Source organism: Enterococcus sp. LJL90, from assembly GCF_056924355.1.
The window spans coordinates 290,190-308,369 of record NZ_JBXPBQ010000003.1 but is presented as its reverse complement, the minus strand read 5'-3'; the positions used below and the strand labels follow the sequence as shown (position 1 = coordinate 308,369).

Annotated in this window: 18 protein-coding genes; 3 read left to right on the top strand and 15 right to left on the bottom strand. The window is 41.7% G+C overall.

Features of this window, described 5'->3' with window-relative positions:
- Positions 1 to 131: 131 nt before the first annotated feature.
- The 3 genes from AC1Z3S_RS09640 to AC1Z3S_RS09630 are packed head-to-tail and all read right to left on the bottom strand — an operon-like array spanning position 132 to position 4,324.
- On the bottom strand, positions 132 to 965 hold the full coding sequence (locus tag AC1Z3S_RS09640; protein ID WP_461740197.1) for a Cof-type HAD-IIB family hydrolase: 834 nt from the start codon (positions 963 to 965) through the stop codon (positions 132 to 134).
- A 21-nt stretch (positions 966 to 986) separates the two neighbouring features.
- Positions 987 to 2,411: a 6-phospho-beta-glucosidase gene (locus tag AC1Z3S_RS09635; RefSeq protein ID WP_461740196.1), complete on the bottom strand. Its 1,425-nt coding sequence runs from the start codon at positions 2,409 to 2,411 to the stop codon at positions 987 to 989.
- Between the two features lie 26 nt (positions 2,412 to 2,437).
- Positions 2,438 to 4,324, bottom strand: a complete 1,887-nt coding sequence (locus tag AC1Z3S_RS09630) for a beta-glucoside-specific PTS transporter subunit IIABC (protein WP_461740195.1) — start codon at positions 4,322 to 4,324, stop codon at positions 2,438 to 2,440.
- Positions 4,325 to 4,460: 136 nt separating this feature from the next.
- Between AC1Z3S_RS09630 and AC1Z3S_RS09625 the strand changes: the two genes are divergently transcribed.
- Positions 4,461 to 5,168: a GntR family transcriptional regulator gene (locus AC1Z3S_RS09625; protein WP_461740194.1), complete on the top strand. Its 708-nt coding sequence runs from the start codon at positions 4,461 to 4,463 to the stop codon at positions 5,166 to 5,168.
- Positions 5,169 to 5,250: 82 nt separating this feature from the next.
- Here AC1Z3S_RS09625 and AC1Z3S_RS09620 read toward each other — a convergent pair whose 3' ends face one another.
- From AC1Z3S_RS09620 to AC1Z3S_RS09600, 5 genes are all read right to left on the bottom strand, one after another.
- Complete coding sequence (locus AC1Z3S_RS09620; protein ID WP_461736288.1) at positions 5,251 to 5,574, bottom strand: DUF1667 domain-containing protein; 324 nt, start codon at positions 5,572 to 5,574, stop codon at positions 5,251 to 5,253.
- A 17-nt stretch (positions 5,575 to 5,591) separates the two neighbouring features.
- On the bottom strand, positions 5,592 to 6,854 hold the full coding sequence (locus AC1Z3S_RS09615) for an NAD(P)/FAD-dependent oxidoreductase (protein WP_461740193.1): 1,263 nt from the start codon (positions 6,852 to 6,854) through the stop codon (positions 5,592 to 5,594).
- On the bottom strand, positions 6,847 to 8,310 hold the full coding sequence (locus AC1Z3S_RS09610; RefSeq protein WP_461740192.1) for an NAD(P)/FAD-dependent oxidoreductase: 1,464 nt from the start codon (positions 8,308 to 8,310) through the stop codon (positions 6,847 to 6,849). Before AC1Z3S_RS09610 ends, AC1Z3S_RS09615 begins: the two co-directional genes overlap by 8 nt.
- A gap of 189 nt (positions 8,311 to 8,499) precedes the next feature.
- Positions 8,500 to 9,066: a glycerol-3-phosphate responsive antiterminator gene (locus tag AC1Z3S_RS09605; protein ID WP_461740191.1), complete on the bottom strand. Its 567-nt coding sequence runs from the start codon at positions 9,064 to 9,066 to the stop codon at positions 8,500 to 8,502.
- On the bottom strand, positions 9,056 to 10,180 hold the full coding sequence (locus AC1Z3S_RS09600; RefSeq protein ID WP_461740190.1) for an AI-2E family transporter: 1,125 nt from the start codon (positions 10,178 to 10,180) through the stop codon (positions 9,056 to 9,058). Before AC1Z3S_RS09600 ends, AC1Z3S_RS09605 begins: the two co-directional genes overlap by 11 nt.
- Positions 10,181 to 10,276: 96 nt before the next feature.
- On the opposite strand from AC1Z3S_RS09600, the gene AC1Z3S_RS09595 reads away from it, so the two are divergent.
- Complete coding sequence (locus tag AC1Z3S_RS09595) at positions 10,277 to 11,095, top strand: DUF92 domain-containing protein (RefSeq protein WP_461740189.1); 819 nt, start codon at positions 10,277 to 10,279, stop codon at positions 11,093 to 11,095.
- A gap of 84 nt (positions 11,096 to 11,179) precedes the next feature.
- Here the strand turns inward: AC1Z3S_RS09595 and AC1Z3S_RS09590 are convergent, their stop codons facing one another.
- From AC1Z3S_RS09590 to opp3b, 7 genes are all read right to left on the bottom strand, one after another.
- Positions 11,180 to 11,929: a tyrosine-protein phosphatase gene (locus AC1Z3S_RS09590; RefSeq protein WP_461740188.1), complete on the bottom strand. Its 750-nt coding sequence runs from the start codon at positions 11,927 to 11,929 to the stop codon at positions 11,180 to 11,182.
- Between the two features lie 20 nt (positions 11,930 to 11,949).
- A complete protein-coding gene (locus AC1Z3S_RS09585; protein WP_461736281.1) occupies positions 11,950 to 12,660 on the bottom strand; it encodes an MgtC/SapB family protein in 711 nt (236 codons plus the stop codon).
- Positions 12,661 to 12,789: 129 nt separating this feature from the next.
- Positions 12,790 to 13,491: a glucosamine-6-phosphate deaminase gene (gene nagB / locus AC1Z3S_RS09580; protein WP_461740187.1), complete on the bottom strand. Its 702-nt coding sequence runs from the start codon at positions 13,489 to 13,491 to the stop codon at positions 12,790 to 12,792.
- Between the two features lie 182 nt (positions 13,492 to 13,673).
- On the bottom strand, positions 13,674 to 14,627 hold the full coding sequence (locus tag AC1Z3S_RS09575; RefSeq protein ID WP_461740186.1) for an ABC transporter ATP-binding protein: 954 nt from the start codon (positions 14,625 to 14,627) through the stop codon (positions 13,674 to 13,676).
- A gap of 12 nt (positions 14,628 to 14,639) precedes the next feature.
- Entirely contained in the window at positions 14,640 to 15,692 is a 1,053-nt protein-coding gene (locus AC1Z3S_RS09570) for an ABC transporter ATP-binding protein (protein ID WP_461736548.1), read from the bottom strand.
- Entirely contained in the window at positions 15,689 to 16,741 is a 1,053-nt protein-coding gene (locus AC1Z3S_RS09565) for an ABC transporter permease (RefSeq protein ID WP_265458229.1), read from the bottom strand. Before AC1Z3S_RS09565 ends, AC1Z3S_RS09570 begins: the two co-directional genes overlap by 4 nt.
- Entirely contained in the window at positions 16,741 to 17,682 is a 942-nt protein-coding gene (gene opp3b, locus AC1Z3S_RS09560; protein WP_461736277.1) for an oligopeptide ABC transporter permease, read from the bottom strand. Before opp3b ends, AC1Z3S_RS09565 begins: the two co-directional genes overlap by 1 nt.
- A gap of 87 nt (positions 17,683 to 17,769) precedes the next feature.
- Between opp3b and AC1Z3S_RS09555 the strand changes: the two genes are divergently transcribed.
- Complete coding sequence (locus AC1Z3S_RS09555) at positions 17,770 to 18,114, top strand: DUF3899 domain-containing protein (RefSeq protein ID WP_461740185.1); 345 nt, start codon at positions 17,770 to 17,772, stop codon at positions 18,112 to 18,114.
- Positions 18,115 to 18,180: the final 66 nt, after the last annotated feature.

Genomic DNA, 18,180 nt, shown 5'->3' with positions numbered 1-18,180 from the left:
TCTTTTTTGAAAGTAAAGAAAAAAAGAGCCCACCTGCTAAAGTGTGCTCTTTCTTGCCTTATCTTCTTTTTGTAAATTGATTATTACTAATCAACTAAATTTGTAGTTTACTCGCAATCCCCTTCAACGAATTAAATCAACCCAAAATGCTTAAAGGCATTGGCCAACCCATCTTCACTAACCCAGTCAGTAATGTAATCAGCCATCGCTTTGATTTCATCGCCGCCATTGCCCATGGCGACACCAACTGCACAGTATTCTAACATTGGGATATCAACTTTGGCATCGCCAAAAGCCAGAGTATCCTCTTGTTTAGCGCCGATATGATCTAATAAAACATCAATGGCGTGGGCTTTAGTAATATCTTTGACACCTAAATCACCGAACAAAGCAATTTCCCCTTTACCACCCCAAGTGCCGGGTTTTAAATTAGGAAAGGCCTCAATCGAATCTAGATGATCTTGATAGCTATCTAGGATAAAACTAATTTTATTAACATCGTCGCGGTACAAGTCTCCATCAAAAATCATGTCTGGAAACGCATCATGCACGGTCATTTCTTTATCTGCTGGACCGCCTTTGCGTTTGCTATATTCTTGAATCACCGGTTGACCCCGCTTGGCAAAATTTTTGCTGGCAAACAAACCATTGTTACTTTCTAAATAAAATTCTAAGTTGCGGGCGTCCAACCAATCAACGACAGCCCGATTATCCTCGGCTGAAATCAATTGGTGCATAACCACTTCGCCGCCATCTTCGACGTAACTGCCGTTGCCGCCGATAATCCCATCTAAGCCGATGGTTAAAATATCATCGTAAATCTCAGCTTTACTGCGGCCGGTGGAAATATACACCTTATGGCCATTTTTTTGGGCCTGCTTAATGGCTGCCACCGCTGATTCTGGTAAATTATTTTCATAGTCCACCAAGGTTCCATCAACATCTAGAAAAATTACTTTGCTCATTCGTTTCTCCTTATCAGAAAATTATAGTCCGTTATTTTCGATGACTTGACGATACCAGTCGAATGAGTCCTTTTTGTAGCGTTTCATTGTTCCGTTACCCTCGTTGTCACGATCTACATAAATCATACCATAGCGTTTTTTCATTTCGCCAGTAGTAAATGAAACTAAATCGATAATTCCCCAAGGAGTATAGCCTAAAAGCTCAACGCCATCGTAATCAACAGCTTTTTGCAGCTCTTGAATATGTTTGGTTAAATAAGCCACCCGTTCAGGATCATGGACTTGACCGTCTTCTAGCTGGTCAATTGCACCAAAGCCATTTTCTACGATGAATAATGGCAATTGGTAGCGGTCATACAAACGATTCAAGGTGAAGCGCAACCCTTCTGGATCAATCGCCCAACCCCAGTCAGTTGATTGAATGTAAGGATTGTCAACGCCGTTTGCCAAGCCACCGTTAACAACATTATTATCAACTGAATTCTCAGCGTCTGCTTTGACTACAGTAGACATGTAATAGCTAAAGCCAACGTAATCGACTGTACCGGCTTTCAGGACTGCTAAATCTTCTAAACGAATGTCTAAATTGTAGCCTTCTCTTTCAAATTCTTTTAAAGCATAATTTGGATATTTCCCTCTGACATGAACATCGGCAAAGAAAAAGCGTTGGCGATTGGCTTCTTCGGCGGCCATAATATCAGCCGGGTTACATGAATATGGATAAATTGGTACATGGGAAATCATACAGCCAATTTGAAAATCTGGATTGATTTCTTTACCAATCATCACTGCTTTGGCACTAGCCACTAATTCATTATGAGCCACTTGATACATAACTTCTTTGGCATTTTCGCCTTCTTCAACCAATACACCAGAATTAGTCCAAAGGAAAATCGGATTGTTGACATCCATTTGATTATTGATTTCGTTAAAGGTCATCCAATATTTTACTTTATCTTGATAGCGTTCAAAGACAACTTTAGCAAATTTTGCGAAGAAGTCGATGACTTGGCGGTTACGGAAGCCGCCATATTCTCTAGCTAAGTGTAAAGGCATTTCAAAATGAGATAAGGTAATCACTGGTTCAATACCGTTTTTGATTAACTCATCAAAAACATCATCATAAAATTGTAAGCCAGCTTCATTGGGCTCTGCTTCATCTCCCTTTGGAAAAATCCGCGTCCAAGCAATTGACGTCCGCAGACATTTCAGACCCATTTCTGCAAACAAAGCGATGTCTGTTTTATATTGATGATAAAAATCAATCGCCACTTGGTTAGGATAAAATTTATCTTCTTCAATTGTGGCCGTAATTTCTCGGGCCACCCCGTGGGCACCTGCTGTCATCACATCAATCACGCTAGGGCCCTTACCGGCTGCATCCCAGCCACCTTCAAATTGATGGGCAGCTAAGGCGCCGCCCCATAGAAAATCTTTTTGTACCATTTGTATAGCCTCCACTGAAAGTTTTTTTAATTAAATTCTAAAATTGGCTCATTCGCTGCAACGCTGGCTTTTTCAGTTACCAGCACATCGTCTAACTCTGCACTGTTAGGAATCACGACAATCGTGGTGGTTGGATACCCCGCCGCTTTGATGACTTCGCTGTCAAAGCTCAACAATAGATCACCGGCTTGAATTTCTTGATCCTGTTTCACAAAATACTCAAAGCCTTCCCCTTTTAAATTAACAGTATCTAAACCCACATGAATTAAGAGTTCCACGCCATCATTTGAGGTTAAGCCGACCGCATGTTTTGAATCAAAGACCACCGTTACCTTACCAGAAAACGGTGCATAGACTTGATTGTCACTTGGTTCAATTGCAACTCCGCTCCCCATCGCACCAGAAGAAAAGACGGGATCAGGTACAGCACCCAATGGTAAAACTTCACCAGCTAAAGGAGCCAAGACTGGCGTTTTCAAGCCGTCAACAGCAATCAAATGTTCGCTGTCTGCTAATTCTTGATTTAGTTCTTGGTCGTCAGCTAAACTTTCACCAGAACCAAAGAGTTGTACTAAAACAACTGGTCCAATTAACGCAATTGCCGCCCCAATTAAAATACCGATAAATGAGCTTGGATTATCAGCATTGATTCCATTCACAACTGTCAATGGTCCAGGCAAGCCAGCATAAGCATAATAGTAAGGATTGAAGAAACTAGCAACAATCGCCCCGATTGCCCCAGAGATACAGCCATAAATAAACGGCCGCTTCAAGCGCAGCGTCACCCCATAAATCGCCGGTTCAGTAATTCCAAAAATCCCGGTGATAAAGGCTGACAGTGACACACCCTTCATTTCTTTATTCCGTGATTTCAAGAAGACCGCCAAAGCCGCACCTACTTGAGCGATAACGGCAATCGTTTGAAAGGCTTGGAAGGAATCTCGGCCATACATATCAAAATTAGCCAAGACCATCGGCGTCACGCCCCAGTGAACTCCGAAAATAACAAAGACTGACCAGACACCGCCAATAATTGCCGCGGCAACAGCCGGCACTGTTTCTGCCAAGAAGTTATAGCCATTGGCAATCGCTGTTGCAGCACCTGCTGAAACTGGGCCGATGATTAAAATCGTTAGCGGCACCATAATAACTAAACAAATTAATGGGACAAATAAAGAACGCACCACATTGGGAATTCTTTTTTCAATAAAATGTTCCAAATAAGACAAGAGCCAAACCAATAATAATGGCGGTAAAACGGATGATGTATAAACCGTTTCAGACAACGGAATGTTAAAGAAGGTAATCACTTCACCGGCTGAAATTGAACCGGCCATCTCTGCCCAGGTTGGCGATACCAACGCCGCACAACAAGCAATCGCAATATACATGTTGGATTTGAAATGACGAGAAGCGGTAATGGCAATAAAAATCGGTAAGAAGGTAAAAGGCGCCCACGAAATAAAACTAAAGACTTGATATGTGCCAGTCGCCGCAAATTCTGGAAAAGCCAACGTCACTAAAATTAAAATCCCCTGCAAAATCCCAGCCGCTGCTAAGACATAAATAAACGGGGCAAAAACCGCCGACATCGTGGCAATCAGCCGATTTAAAATCGAACTTTTCGGCGCATCGTCATCGCTGGATAGACTTTCCATATTTCCCAGTCCGACAAAAGCATCGTAGACTTCGCCCACATGGGTGCCGATAACAATCTGCATCTGGCCGCCGGATTCAACAGCTGTGATGACACCAGTTAATTCACTCAGCTGCTCTTTCATTTCGGAACTGCTTTCTTTTAATACCAAACGCAAACGAGTCGCACAGCGGGAAACACTGCTGACATTTTCTGCGCCGACAATCGTTAAGATGTCTTTGGCAAGTTTGTTGTAATCTCTAACCTTCTCACTCAATCGAAAAACTCCCTTATCTATAAATTATACCTTTACAATTTATATTGTATGGGTACAATATAAATGTAACCATACACTTTGTCAAGGACCTTTTTTTCTGGTAAAATAAATTTACTGAATATCTGGAGCGAAAATTATGTTGAAATATCAAGAAGTGGCTTCGCAAATTGAAGCCAAAATTATTGAAGAGGATTTAGAGCAGGGAACCAAATTACCTAGCGTTGGTGAATTGGTCACGGAGTATCAGGTCAGCAAAAACACCATTTTACAAACTTTAAAAGTCTTGGAATCACGAGGCTTTATTTATCAAGTCCAAGGCAGCGGCATTTTTGTGCGCCGCAAAAAACGAATTGGCTACTTGACTCTTTTGGAAAATCAAGGCTTTTCCGGTGACTTAGATTATGCAGAGATGCAGGCCAAGGTTCTAAGTGTGAAAGTCATCAAGGCACCAGAAGAGGTGGCGAATAATCTTCACTGCACCACAGCTGATGAGGCCTACCAAATCAAGCGAGTCCAATATATTAATGGCCAAATTTTATGTGTGGAGGAATCCTATTATAAAAAAAGTGTCGTGACCTTTATGAGTAAGTCGATTGCTGAGGGTTCGATTTTTCAATATTTGGTGGATGGTTTGAACATTCACATTGGTTTTTCCGACCGTTATTTGAGTGTCCACAAAACAAAAGGCGAAATTTCCCAGCATTTAGAACTGCCGGAAAACTCGCCGATGTTATTAATTGAAGAAATCTATTATGCCAATAATGGCGATCCCTTTGACTTCGCTAAAAACTATTACCACTACGAGCATTCGCAATTTTTCCTGCAGAGTAATGGACGGATGTAAAAAAGTGTCAGCAGCCAAACTTGTAACAGCCAGCACCCTATTATCGGGGGCGCTTTACAAGCTAAGCTCTGACACTTTTTATTTACATATTTGCAGTTGCCACCACATCGACGCCAGTTCCCAGTAAATCCTTAACCACGACATCACCAATGTGAACCGGTGATTTCAAATGAACTTGATTGATGACCTTCATGGCATCAATCACTTCGGTCTTCGGAATACCATCTGCGGTTTTTACCGGTACACGGTTGCGTTGACCGCCCTCGACAACCACCGTTGATGTCACCACCCGCACAGGATTTGTCGCCTCCGCCTTGCCATATTTAATGCCCTTGGCACAGCTATAGCCGGTCACCGCGTAATCATTTTGTTCATCGACGGAAAGATGACATCCTTTTGGGCACATGATACAAATAAACTGTTTCATACTTGGACCTCCTCTACACAAATCTCAACTTCGCCGTTGTGAATTTTGTCCATGACTTTGCGGCTCAATTTAACCTTTTCCATCTCTCCGGGCACAATATAAGTACGTTTGAATTTCGCCAAGACTTCTCCATCAGATTGAATCGTAATCAGGCTGTCATCGTAAACTTTATTGACTCTAAAGGACAATTCAACCCGCTTATCAACTTGGTCCGCCCGAACTTTTTGCGGCACGACGTAGGTCACATGCTCACCATTTTTAATGGTGAGAAATTCGCCTTCAGCGCTGTCTCCCTGATTTAAGACATACTCGGCAGCGGCATCCCCTGCTTTGATACTTTCTTCCGTCACAAAATCGACTAAATCATGGACATGTACCACATTTCCGCAGGCAAAAATTCCGGGAATCGACGTTTCCATATTTTCATAGACGATAGCGCCATTGGTTCGGCGATCTAAAACCACACCGGCACCTTTGCTTAATTCATTTTCTGGAATTAAACCGACAGACAATAAGACGGTGTCGCATTCAAAGACTTGTTCGGTGCCAGCGATTGGCCGGCGATTTTGATCGACTTCCGCCACTACAACAGATTCCACGCGGTTTTTCCCACGAATATCGGTAATCGTGTGGGATAAAAAGAGCGGAATATCATAGTCATCTAGACATTGAACAATATTTCGAGTTAGGCCGCCGGAATAAGGCATCACTTCAACACAGGCCAACACCTCTGCCCCTTCTAAGGTCATCCGCCGAGCCATAATCAAACCAATGTCACCGGAACCGAGAATAATTACTTTTTTCCCGACTAAGTAGCCCTCCATATTTACATAGCGTTGAGCGGCACCGGCGGTATAAATGCCGGCTGGTCGACTTCCAGGAATGCCGATGGCACCTCTAGTTCGTTCCCGACAGCCCATCGCGAGCACAATCGCCTGCGCTTCTAAAATTTGATAGCCGCCACTTTGATTGACGATGTGGACTTGTTTTTCCGGTGTGACTTCTAAAACCATCGTATCCGTCAAAACTTCCACCTCAGTTGCCGCAATCATCTCGATAAACCGATTGGCATACTCAGGGCCGGTCAATTCTTCTTTAAACTGGTGAAGGCCAAAGCCGTTATGGATGCATTGATTCAAAATACCGCCTAGCTCTTTATCCCGTTCAATAATTACAATGTCTTTCAATCCTTTTTGATAGGCTGCATAAGCTGCTGCTAACCCAGCGGGCCCACCGCCAACCACGATTAAATCATGCATGCTCAGTCACCTCCGCTTCTTTGGTGGCTGCTTCTAAAATAAAGCTGCCCCTTCGATCTTGATAAATATCTAATGGCGAAACACCTAATTCATCCGCTAAAATTTCTACCACACGAGGGCCGCAGAATCCGCCCTGACAGCGCCCCATGCCAGTATTACAACGGCGTTTAATTCCATCAACAGAAACCGGGGGAATCGGCGAGTGAGCCGCTGCTCTAATCTCTCCTTCGGTAATCGTTTCACAGCGACAAATCACCCGACCATAATCCGGTTGTTCTTTAATCAATTGATTTTTTTCGGCCAAGGTCAGATTCTGGAAAATCACGTGTTGCCGTTCATCGATAAATTCATCCTTTTCAACAAAGTGTTCTCCAACAGCTTCTTCCAGCAAGTTTATGCCATATTTGGCAATGGCAGGAGCCGAAGTTAAGCCGGGGGATTTAATACCGGCCAAATCAATAAAGCCCGGTGCCGCTTCTTGAATAATAAAATCACTGGCTGTGCTATTCGCTCTGACTCCCGAAAAATTGCGAATCGATTGCCGTAGATTTAAATCCGGTACGGAGCGTTTTGCCAGCTCCGCTACTTGTTCCATGCCGGCAGCTGTATTGGCTGTATCTAGACCAGTATCTAATTCTTCTGTTGGGACCGCTTCTGAGTTAGGCCCGACAATTAAATTACCATGAACTGTCGGAGAAACCAACACACCTTTACCGACCTTTGAAGGACATTGGAAGACGACTGTATTGACGACATTGCCTTCTGATTTATCCAATAAAAAATATTCCCCGCGATTTGGTGTAATTTTAAAACTAGGTTCGGCTACTAAATTATGAATCAAATCAGAATGGACACCCGCAGCATTAAAAACAAAACGCGTTTCAAAGCTATCTGTTTCCGTTGTAATCCGGTAGCCGCCAGCTATCGCTTCAATATTTTGGACCCGCTGGTTTAAGGACAGCTCAACGCCATTAACAACTGCCGTTTCTCCTAATGCAATACACAATTCCCAAGGATTTATCACGGCTGCTGTCGGCGCCCACAAAGCGGCTAATGCTGTCTGTGACAAATTCGGCTCCATTTCCCGTAATTCTGCTTGATCAATAATTCGTAAATCCTTGACGCCGTTTTGCTGACCCCGCTTCAATAATTCCTGTAAAGTTGGCAACTCATCTTCTGCAAAGGCAACAACTAAAGAACCGATTTGATGATAGTGAACTGATAATTTTTGACACAACTCTTTACAAAGCTCAGCACCTTCAACATTTAACTTGGCCATCAACGTTCCCGGCTCTGGGTCATAGCCGGCGTGCATAATTGCGCTATTGGCCTTCGTTTGACCTAAACTAATATCATCTTCAGCTTCTAGGACTAAAGTTTTCAACTGGTACTTACTTAATTCATAGGCGGTTGAAGCTCCGACAATTCCGCAGCCAATGATTATTACATCGTACATTTTTCCTTCCCCCTGTCTTAAAAATATCCGAAAAAAGAGTACAGCTAACAAACACCAAGTTTTTTGGTGAATGCCGCTATACTCTCATCTCTCTAGCAGATATTTACTTATTGTTATTATATCATTTCACAGAAAAAGCTACAATAGCGTTTTCATGCTTTTAAGTTCCCCTTTTCTTTGTGAAGCTTTCTAGCTATTCCACACCTGCTGACTTGTTGTTGAAATCGCTAAGGCACCAGCTCCCAAAGTGGCAAAGACATCTTCTTTGTCTTTGATTAACCCGCCAACGATTAAAGGCCGCTTCGCCTTTTGCTGAACGCCTTTAATAATTTTGGGAGAAACATTCGGCAAGACCTCCACCAAATCAGCCTCGGTTAAAGAAATTTGCCGTTCAACATTTGCCAAGGCGGTGGAATCTAAAAGAAAGAAGCGCTGGACGGTTAACAGCTGATGCTTTTTGGCTGAGCGAATCATCGCCGGCTTTGTGGAAATAATGCCGTCAAATCCGCTGTGGCGGCTGATGTATTCAATCGCCATATCATCGGTGGATAAGCCTTTAACTAAATCAGCGTGTAAAAAACCTAATTTGCCACTTTCTTTAATTGCTTTTGACAGCGTCGCCAGCTCCATCAAATTAGAATGAAGTACAAAAACGACGGCTACATCAGTCGCCAAAGCAGCAGTTAATTCGCTGCTGTTATTAATAGCAGCGATAATCGGCGAATTTTCTAAGGCTTGATATAATTTACGATTCATCAGAAATCTCCTCACCTTCACTGACGAGGCGGCGATTGCGCAGCTGCCAAATTTTCCGGATATTTAAGACTAACGTTTTGATTACAGCGTAAACTGGAATACAAATCAGCATCCCGACAACTCCGGCCACACTGCCGGCGGCGATTAAGACTAAAATAATCGTTAATGGATGGATATTTAAATTTTTGCCGAATAACAAAGGTTTAATCACATTGCCGTCCAATTGCTGGATGACCAAAATGGAAAGGCCGATATACAGCGCTTGCCATGGAGAAATAAACAATCCGACAATCACCGCCGGCACTGCTCCAATAAACGGCCCCACATAAGGGATAATATTCGTCACGCCGCAGACGACTGCCAATAAAAGTGCGTAAGGCTGATTTAGTAGAGTCATTGCCACAAAGGACATGACGCCAATAATTACCGCATCAATCATCGTCGAGCTAATATAAGCCGATAAGGTGTCATTCATTTCTCTGACTGTTTCCTGTAATTCACTACGAATCGAGGCCGGAAAAAAATTGCCTAAAGCACCGGAAAATTTATCACCATCTTTAAACATAAAGAGGAGGATAAACGGTACTGTAAAGAGAATGACAAAAAATTGCATCAGAAAACTAAAAATAGTCGTCAGGCTATTGGTGACATTAACCAAAACCACATTCAGCAAATTGCTGAGGGTTAGATTAGCCGATTGCAATTCGTTGGTTAAATCCAGTCCCTGCAAATCTGGATGGCGGGCAATGCTTTCTAACCAGCGCCCCGTTTCCTGCAAGTAAGTTGGCAGGCTTTGCGACAGTTGGACTGCTTGATGGGCCAATTGAGGAATAATATTCATCACCCCTAAGACCAGCAATAAAATCAAAACTGCCAAGCAGATAATCGCGCCAAAAATTCGTGGTAGGCCCTTAGCCGCCATTTTCGAAACTAGCGGGTCCAACATATAATAGAGGAAACCTGAGACTAAGAGCGGTAAAAAGATTGCCGACAGCATCGTTAAAAATGGTCGGAAGACATTCGGCATTTGCAATACGAAAAAAATGCCGACAATAATTAAAACGATTTCAATCGTCCAATAAAGTAATTTAGATTGTTTCCTATTTTTTCCCAAAAAATTTCCCCCTTTCTCTCCCATTTTACCAAAGATTATTTTGAAAAGGGTTAATTTTAGAAAATATGGTAAAATTTAAAATGCGAGGTGTGTGTGATGGTCATTTTCTTGTATCAATTGCTGATTGGCCTACTGCTGTCCGGCAGTATCGCTTTTTTAGCCTATTTATTAAACCTTTTAAGCTTGTCAGGGATGGTTGCCAGCATCCTTTTAGGCAGTCTTGTGATTGCAATGGGGCCTTGGTATGCAATTATTCTGATTGGCCTGCTCTTTGGAACTTCTGCCATAATTCAATTTTTAAAACAATTCTTTCATAAAAATGAACAGTCACAAATTATTGAAAAAGGCAGTCGGCGGGACCAACAGCAGGTTTTAGCCAATACACTACCGGCTTTTTTTGCGTTGCTGTTTTATGCGGTCACCAAAGATATTATTTTTCTCATCGCCTTTGTCAGCAGTCTAGCCGGAGCTACTGCCGACACCTGGGCCTCAGAAGTCGGCATGCTTTCAGCAAAGCCGCCCCGTTCGATTTTAACTTTAAAACCATTATTAAAGGGGCAATCCGGTGCCATCAGTTTGCTGGGAACAGCCGCCTCCACCATAGGCTCACTTATAGTTGCTGCAAGTTTTTTTCTTTTTTTAAGCATGAGCCACAGTTTTCAGCTGCCACCGTGGGAATTTTTGCTCATTCCTTTTCTGGTTGGCATCAGCGGTTCCATTATCGACAGTTTTCTTGGTGCAGCGATTCAAGCCCTTTATCGTTGCGTCGTCTGTGGGCAACTGACTGAAAAAGAAGTCCATCACCAACAGGCCACTAAATTAATCAAAGGTTATCAGTGGGCCAATAACGATATGATTAATTTTCTGACTGGTCTACTAACCGTCTTCCTCAGTCTATTTTTGACAATACTCTAAAAAAAACTGGAGCTGTATTACAGGACTGTCTCACTTGTTGAAAATCAACTCTTTAAGACAGCCTGCACACAGCTCCAGACTTTTTTATTTATCTAAATACATTTTTTTCAAATCTGCTAAATCCGTTGCGCTTAATTTCAAAGCATCTTTAGCGTAGCCCACCACACCGCCATAATTTGTATCTAGCAGCTGATAAACCCGCTCTAAATACTCTTGCTTCACTTCTAAGGCAACCTTCATCCCTGCCAACTGATCATCCGTTAACCCTTTTTTCCGCATCTCTTCAAAAAGCAATTCATTCGGTGCTTTTCTCAGCTCATTGGTTTTCAAATAATCTTGGTAGATAGTTTCCCGCGGAACATCTAATAAATCCAAAGTCAATGCCGCAGCCACACCAGTTCGATCTTTACCGGCATAACAGTGGAACAAGACCGCACCATCTTCTGTTCGCAACAGCTCTTCAAAATAGCGCTGATAACCAGCCTGCGCCCCAGCATTCATCGCTAGATTATCATAGATCCCCAACATATGCTGGTCCACTCCATCGACATCTCCAACTTTTGTTAAATCATTAAGACTGCCGGAATTATGAACCTCCTTCATAATATCAATCCACACGTAATCAACGGCTGGAAAAATATCATCCGGATGACCGGCGATTTCATCTTCTCCCCGCAGGTCAACAATCGTCGCTAATTGATGATTAGCTAATAAGTTTTTGGCCTCGGCATCAATTTGATACAATTCGCCAGAGCGTAATAGGCGATTGTGGCTCACCAACTGCCCCTCTTTATTTTTTAACCCACCTAGTTCACGAAAATTCGCTAAATCCACAAAAATTCCTCCTTTTTCCTTTAAATTGTCACTAACCGCAATTCAGTAATATTTTTATAAATAGATAAATCCTCAATCACATCTGTATAAGTCATTCCGCTAGGCAAATCTATCGTATAGATATTCGTGTACAAGCGGTAATCTTCATTAAACGTTACCGTAAAATTGACATCTTCAATCTCAATTTTGTGCTTGTCAAAATATTCGGTAATAAACTCCTTGGTCTCTTCCCGATGAATGTAGCGGACTTCCAATTTCTTACGGGTTGGCACTTTGATGATTCGTTTAATTAATGTCAGCGCAATGATAATTGCCACAAAAGAACTGATGGCAATCGCATAATAGCCCATGCCCACCGCAATCCCGACGCCGGCGACAGCCCATAATGAGGCTGCTGTGGTTAGGCCCAAGACATTTTGTTTGGTCACAATAATCGTCCCAGCGCCTAAAAAACCGATACCGCTGACAACTTGGGCAATCAAGCGGGCCTGATCAGAGCGAATGACCCCCGATAATTCCGGATTGGCCAAGGCATCATTCAATGCCTGCGCAGCAATTTCCACTTGGATTAGTGCAATAATCGTTGCCCCCATACAGACCATGATATGCGTGCGCATGCCAGCTGGCCGATTGGCATATTGTCGCTCATAGCCGACTGAGCCGCCAATCACCATCGCTAAAAGCAAACGAAAAATTATTTCAACAATTGTTAAATCTGCTGTTGCTGTCATTAAGTAACCGTCTCCTTCTTAACTATAGCATTTTCCCTGCAAAAGAAAAACTGAAAGTCAAAAAAGACTGCAAGAAAAGCTGATTTGGCTTCTATCGCAGTCTGGAATTTATTCAGCTATTTTTAAAGATTAGAGAGTTGCTGCCGCCGCTTCATCAACAATCACAACTACATTAGGATGATTTTGTAAAACGCTCGCTGGCAACGCTTCTGTCACGTCCCCGTCTATCATGCCTTTAATCGCAGCTTGCTTATTTTCACCATAGGCCATCAAAATAATTTTTTTAGCCTTCATAATCGAACCAATTCCCATTGACAAGGCTTGGGTTGGCACATCTTCCACTTTATCAAAGAAGCGTTTATTGGCATTAATTGTTGATTCCGTTAAATCAACTAAATGAGTTTGACTATCAAAGGCTGTTCCCGGCTCGTTAAAACCGATATGACCATTTTGACCAATCCCTAAAATTTGTAAATCAATCGGATGTTCTGCAATGATTTGATCGTAACGGGTGCATTCAGCTTGCAGATTTTCAGCTTTACCGTTGGGCACAAAACTTTCTTTAAAGGATTTTTCGTTAAATAAATGTTGATTCATAAATTGACGATAGCTTTGCGAATCTTCCCCGCTTAAACCAACATATTCATCCAAGTTAATTGAGACCATTTCTGAATAATCTCTCGAGCTGTGAATCATTTCTTGGTACAAAGTTTCCGGTGTGCTACCAGTGGCTAAACCCAACACGCCAGCACCTTCATTGATAGCTGCTTCAATTAATTCAAAAGCTTTTTTTCCGCCTGCTTGAGCATCTTTCACGCGAATAATTTCCATTTTTATCCACCTCTTGTTTGGTATAGTCCAATTATAACCAGAAGCCGACAAATAAGCAAGGTAAAAGATGCAGCTTTTGTGATTTTTGAAATAATACTTCTACAGTTTGATTCGACAAAGTCTAATAAAAAAAGCAGCTGAAACTCGAAAGTCTCAACTGCTTAAAAAATTTCAGTCAACAATTAGTTATTGTCGGCTTTAATTTTTTCTTCGATTTTATTGCGGTAATAATCCACTTCATCGTCGCTCGCATAGACATAATGACCATCCGTGATTTCCCGCAAGGAACGAACTTTTCCATCATGCTCAACATCATCTTTATACTTAATCCGCGTACGTGTACGTTCGTAATCGGGATCTGGTAAAGGAATCGCTGAAAGCAGGCTTTCTGTGTAAGGGTGAACGCCGTGATTGTAAATTTCATCACTGGTGCCCACTTCTAATAATTTACCGCCGTGCATTACGCCGATTCGATCACTGATATGTTTTACCATTGATAAATCATGGGCGATAAATAGATAAGTTAAATTATGTTCCACTTGTAAATCTTGTAATAAGTTAACCACCTGAGCTTGAATCGACACATCCAAAGCAGAGATTGGTTCATCACAGACGATAAACCGTGGCTCAACTGCTAAAGCTCTAGCAATCCCAATCCGTTGGCGCTGACCGCCGGAAAACTCATGGGGATAACGAGTACCGTGGTTTGGATCCAAACCAACTGTTTTTAATAATTCATTCACTCGTTCTGCCCGGGCCTCTTTAGAAGCTGCTAGATTGTTGATATCAATTCCTTCAGCGATGATATCATTGACCTTCATCCGTGGATTTAATGACGCATACGGATCTTGGAAAATCATCTGTACATCACGACGGAATTTAGTTAAATCCGCCCGTGATTTTAATGAAGCAACATCACGACCATCAAAAAGTATATCGCCGGCAGTCCGCTGGTTTAAGCGGATGATTGTCCGACCAGTTGTTGACTTACCACTACCAGATTCTCCAACAAGTCCAAAGGTTTCCCCTTCGTAAATGTGGAAGCTGATATCATCTACCGCTTTGACTTCGTCAGGACGGCCAACGTTGAAATATTGTTTTAAACCTTTTACATCTAATAAGATTTTATCTGACATTCTGCCACCCCTTTACGCTTGTTTAACCGCTTGTTTTTCTTGGAAAATTTTCCAGCGACGTTGAATCTCAACCGGCGGCTCAACTTTAGGCGCTTGTGGTGCCAATAACCAAGTCGCAGCTTTATGCGTGCTAGATACTTCAAAGAACGGTGGAGCTTCTTCGGTATCAATCTCTAAAGCAAACTCATTACGAGGATAGAAGGCATCTCCAGTTGGTGGATCTAATAAATCTGGCGGTGAACCAGGAATTGCGTATAAACGATCTTCGCCGCCATCCATTGAAGGCATCGAACCTAACAGCCCCCATGTATAAGGATGTTGCGGATTGTAGAAAATTTCTTCAGAGGTGCCGACTTCAACGATTCGGCCACCGTACATTACGGCAACTCGGTCGGCAACATTGGCAACAACCCCAAGGTCATGGGTGATGAAGATGATTGATGTATTGATTTTCGTTTGAATATCCTTCATCAATTCTAAAATTTGCGCTTGAATCGTCACGTCCAAGGCAGTCGTTGGTTCATCAGCGATTAAGACTTCAGGATAACAAATCAAGGCAATCGCAATGACAATCCGTTGACGCTGCCCGCCAGAAAATTGGTGGGGGTAATTTTTCAAACGCTTTTCAGCATTGGGAATACCAACGAGTTTTAATAATTCTAAAGCGGCTTCTAGACCTTCTTTTTTCGACACTTTATTGTGTTTAATCAAGGACTCAGCAACCTGTTTGCCAATCGGCATAGTCGGATCCAATGAGGTCATCGGATCTTGGAAAATCATGGCAATTTCTTTACCACGAATTGCTTGCATTTCTTTTTCAGTCTTCTTTGCGATATCTTCGCCTTTAAAAAGGATTTGACCATTGTCAATATTGGCATTGTCTGATAAAAGGCGCATCACGCTACGAGTTGTAACGGATTTCCCACTTCCTGACTCACCAACAATTGCTAAGGTTTCTCCTTCGAACAAGTCAAAGCTAACACCACGAATTGCGTGCACTTTTCCGGCAAAGGTATCGAAAGATATTTTTAAGTCTTTAACTTCGAGTACTTTTTTCAAAATTATCCCTCTTTCATCTTCGGATCGAATGCATCACGTAAACCATCGGCCAACATATTAAAGGCAATCATAATAACTGACAACACAAAGGCTGGTGCCCACATTAAGTTAGGCAAGTAACGGAAAGTCTTGTACCCTTCATTCAGCAAAGTACCTAATGAAGCAGTTGGTGCCGAAACCCCTAAACCGATGAAACTTAAGAAGGCTTCGAAGAAAATTGCTGATGGAATACTAAACATCATTTGAATAATAATAACACTGGAGATATTCGGTAAAATATGCTTGAAGGCAATTTTAAATTTCGATTCTCCTAAAGTGATAGCAGCTAAAACAAATTCTTGATCTTTCAGCTTCAAGGTTTGGGCCCGCACAATCCGAGCCATGGAAATCCAGTTAGTAATCGCCATCGCCGCAACGATTGAGATAATACCTGGGTCAAACACAACTAACATCAAAATCATTACAACTAAGTTAGGAATACCTGAAAGGATTTCAATAATCCGTTGCATAAAGGTATCCACACGGCCACCAGCTAAACCAGAAATAATTCCGTAGGTTACCCCAAAGAAAATATCTAAGAAAGCTGCAAAGAAGGCAATAATCAAGGATACCCGAGTACCCATGAACAAACGAGACAATAAGTCACGACCTAAACTATCTGTTCCTAATAAGTAATAGGTACCTTCAGGAACATTCGCTTGAGCATAACGGTCAACCCATTGCCCACTAACCTGTGAATAACCATTAAAGCCATTGATATCAATACCAGGAATTTTAATCGGTAAGTTTGTGTAAGCAATATTTTGCTGCGTTGGGTCAAATGGTGACCAGAAAATAGTAATAATAGAAACCAAGATGACAATTGCCAGTAAAATCATGGAGATCACAGCAGCCCGATTTTTTCTTAAACGGCGCCATGCATCTTGAATAAAGTTTAACGATGGAGCAGCAATTCTTTCCCGTTCAGCAACGGAATTTCGCTTAATAAAATCAAACTTGGAAGCAGGAATTTCTTTGATTTTTTCAGGGATATTATTTAATTTAAAAGAATCCATTAACTCTTGCTCCCTTCTGATACGCGAATTCGTGGGTCAACAATTCCGTATAAGATATCAACGATTAAGATAACTGTAACTAACATCACCGAATACAAAATCGTTACGGCCATAATCGTTGGGTAGTCATTTGTCAAAATTGATTTAGTAAATTGATCCCCGATACCAGGCACAGCAAAGATGTTTTCAATAACCAAAGACCCGGTCATTAAACCTACAGCTAGTGGCCCTAATAAAGTAAGCAAAGGAATCAAACTATTTCTTAAACCATGGCGGAAGGCAACTTGCCAGCGGCTTAACCCTTTAGCCCGTGCCAGTTCCACATAATCACTATGGAGCACTTCAACCATTTCCGTTCTGATGAAACGAGCTGAATCGGCTAATGGCGACATCGCTAAAGCAACGGATGGTAAGATGGTATAAACAAAGCCATCCCATTTTGCGATTGGCAGAATTTGCCATTTAATAGAGAATAAGTATTGCAGAATAACCGCAAAGACAAAGTTAGGAATCGAACGTCCTAAAATCGCGACTAAAGTTGCTAAACTATCAATCCAGGTATTTTGACGCATCGCAGAAATGGTTCCTAAAATAATACCAACAAATGTTCCCAAAATAATTGCTTGGGCACCTAATTGTAAAGAAGGTCCGATTCTAGCAGATAATAAGTTGGCAACTGGTTGGTTTTGGAATTGGAAGGAAATCCCAAAATTCCCGGTTACAAGATTTTTTAAATAAAGCCAATATTGGACGATAACTGGCTGGTCCAAACCATTTTGCGCATTTAACTGAGCAATCACTTCTGGACTCAAACGTTCTTGGTTCGTATAAGGTGTTCCTGGCAACAATTTCATTAAGAAGAATGTGATTGTAGCAATCAACCACAAAGTAATTACCATAAACAGTATACGTTTCAAGAGATATTTTACAAAACTGTTCAAAAATTCCGCCTCCTAAAGTATTTTGACTTCCAAACAAAAATTAGGTAAAGTAAACAACGACTAATCCATTAGAAATGAAGTGAATCTATGAAAAAATTTCGTCTACCACTAATCGTCTCCGCCATCTGTCTTGTACTAAGCATCATAATTGCATTAATCAATGACCAGCTCTCCTGGGGAACCGTTTCAGATTATTTATTTATGTTTATGCTGTTCTTTTTGATAGTCGGTGGCTTTTTAGGGGTCTTTGCTTCTGGCTTCTTTGATTTTTTCCAACATTCTATGCGAAAAGCTCTTGCTCGAAAAGAAAAAAGAGAGCTACCATTTAAAAAATTGTCTGAAGTTGGAGCAGAGAATTATCTATTCTGGATTTTAACAACCGGAATTCTCCTTCTATGCTCTTTATTTTTTTTGCTAGTTTCTTTTATATAACTTTTCTTAACATATGTAAAGAGGTTTAACATGATAAATTAAAAAAAACGACTCAAAAACTTCACA